The following is a 1562-nucleotide window of genomic DNA, read 5'->3' on the forward strand; positions in this document are numbered from 1 at the left end:
GGGAATCGGGAGACCGGCCGCACGGAGGTGATGCCGGCGGCTTTCTCCTCGCTGCCCTGCCCGGCCCGGGAAGACTGGTTCCATGATGATTGGCACACGCGCTGCACCTTGCGACCCTGATGGAAAATGCCGACCGGCCACAAGGCGCCATCGGCTCTGGCGGGAACAGATCTCCCGGAGCGACGACTGACTGGACACCGAGGCCGCTTCGGACATCTGCTGGGACATCCTGCAGCACCCGGACCCGCAGATCGGCGACTGCCGAAGCCACCCTTACTTCGAGTCGGCCGGCTGTTGACCCTCGACTTGGTGGAGGGCTCAGAGTGCTGGGTGTGGAGAGCGAGATGCGCAGTATTGGTGAGATGGCCCGGGACAGTGGACTGAGCGTGAGCGCTCTGCGGTTCTACGACGGTGCTGGCGTGCTGGTCCCGGCCTGGGTGGATCCGGTGAGCGGCTACCGCTGGTACGGCCCCGAGCAGCTTGAGGAGTCCCAGTTGCTGGCCCGGCTGCGCCGGGCTGGTATGCCGTTGGCAGACATTCGGCTGGTACTGGCCGGATGGTCCGGTGCGGACACCGACCTGGTGCGGAAGCTGCTCCAGGCGCATCTGCGCCGTCTCGAACTCGGGCTGTCCGATGCCCGCAATGAGTTCTCCACGATCCGAGCGCTACTCGAATGCAGGGAGAACCCCATGACTTCGCTCCGCACCACGACCGTCCGGTCGGCTGTCTTCGCACCTGAGCTGGCCGCCGCGCTGGACGCGGTCCGCTTCGCCGCCAGCACCGACCCCGAGCTGCCGATGCTTAGCGGTGTCCTGTTCGACATCGAGGGCGACGAGCTCCGTGTCGTGGCCACCGACCGGTACCGGATGGCTGTCGCACAGGCCGCTACCACCGGGCATGGCGGGCCCCGTGTGCAGATCATCGTGCCGGCCCCGCTCGCCGACGCGATGCGGGCGCTGCTGAGTGACGACGCATCCGTTCAGCTCACTGTGGATGGTGACCGCGTGGCCTTGGAGACGGGGGACCGTCAGGCGGCTGGCCAGTGCCTCGATCACGACTTTCCTGATTACCGTCGCCTCGTCCGCCTGCCAGCAGGGCGCCGTGCCCTTGTCGATGTCCCGGCTTTCCGGGAGACGGTGGAAACTGGCCCCGTCCGTGCAAGCGAGGTGCGCGAGCAGGACGGCGTGCCCTGTGATCTCAGCGTGCTTAAGGTGGCGGCCGACGGCGTGGTGACCGTCTGCGAAGACGGTGACGACGATCAGGACCACATCGCCGTCAACCGCGAGTTCCTACTGCATGCACTCGCCGCCGGAGCCCGGGACCAACTGATTCTGGAGTTCGGCGCCCCTACAGCGCCCCTGGCGATCCGCCGGACCGACACCGAGGACACCTTTTCGATACTGATGCCTGTCCGCCTGGAGAACTGACCACTGGGGCAGGCGCTCCGCCGGTCTCCCTCGGAGCAGACAGTGCCCTCCTGCTGGTCCGTTCGTTGACCAGGCCATGGAAGAACGTTGGGTAGGAGGCCCGGCCGATGCCCTGGAGGTGGCCGGACACGGCCC

The 1562-nt window shown here is 67.3% G+C and carries 1 protein-coding gene; it reads left to right on the forward strand.

Annotation, left to right across the window (positions count from 1 at the left end; all coding sequences use genetic code 11):
• Positions 1-332 precede the first annotated feature (332 nt).
• The gene (locus tag EES42_RS30705) at positions 333-1427 is read left to right on the forward strand and encodes a DNA polymerase III subunit beta family protein (protein ID WP_241196685.1); all 1095 of its coding nucleotides are present in this window, start codon (positions 333-335) and stop codon (positions 1425-1427) included.
• Positions 1428-1562: the final 135 nt, after the last annotated feature.

Source organism: Streptomyces sp. ADI95-17 (assembly GCF_003846175.1).
Classification (GTDB): domain Bacteria; phylum Actinomycetota; class Actinomycetes; order Streptomycetales; family Streptomycetaceae; genus Streptomyces; species Streptomyces sanglieri.